Source organism: Oleiphilus sp. HI0128 (genome assembly GCF_001635365.1).
The window spans coordinates 1-862 of record NZ_LWGG01000194.1; the positions used below are offsets into that span (position 1 = coordinate 1).

An 862-nucleotide genomic window follows, 5' to 3' on the forward strand; every position below is an offset into this window, starting at 1 on the left:
TTTTCTAGAGGTTCAGGAGATCAAGGTTATATGGCTGAGTATCATTATGATGTTGTAGTAATTGGCGCAGGCCCTGCAGGTGAAGGGGCAGCGTTAAACGCTGCAAAAGGCCATAAAATGGTCGCTGTGATCGAAGATAAACCCGTAGTTGGCGGGAACTGTGCTCATGTTGGAACAATACCTTCCAAAGCACTTCGACACGCCGTTAAGCAGATTATTACCTTTAACACCAATACCATGTTCCGTGATATCGGTGAGCCAAGATGGTTTTCCTTTCCGAGAGTCTTGAAGAACGCAGAAAAGGTAATCAGTAAACAGGTTAAGCTAAGAACCCGTTTTTATGCGCGAAATAAAATAGACTTGTACAACGGGTCGGCCTACTTTCTAGATGATAATCGTATAGAAATACGTGGAAATGGTTCCGCAGATATTGTTCATTTTAAAGAGGCGATCATAGCTAGCGGGTCTAGTCCCTATCGTCCGTCCAACGTTGATTTTACGCATGAGCGTATCTATTGTAGTGATTCGGTATTGCAGCTTAGCCATACTCCACGCACTATGGTTATTTATGGTGCCGGTGTTATTGGCTCCGAGTATGCATCAATTTTTTCCGGTTTAGGTGTGAAAGTCGACCTGATTAATCCTGGCGAGAAATTACTATCATTCCTTGATGATGAGATTTCTGATGCGCTTAGCTATCACCTTCGAAACAATGGTGTTCTTGTCCGACACAACGAAACCTACGAGACAGTTGTCGGTACCGATTACGGTGTAGAGGTTACTTTCGAGTCGGGCAAAAAGATCAAAGCTGATGCTTTTCTTTGGTGTAATGGTCGCAGCGGCAATACCCAAAATCTTGGGC

At 44.0% G+C, this 862-nt stretch carries 1 protein-coding gene; it reads left to right on the forward strand.

The window, feature by feature from the left end; all coding sequences use genetic code 11:
• Positions 1-30 precede the first annotated feature (30 nt).
• Positions 31-862, forward strand: an 832-nt coding sequence (locus tag A3763_RS02520; protein WP_156494843.1) for an FAD-dependent oxidoreductase, incomplete at its 3' end; no start/stop codon positions are given.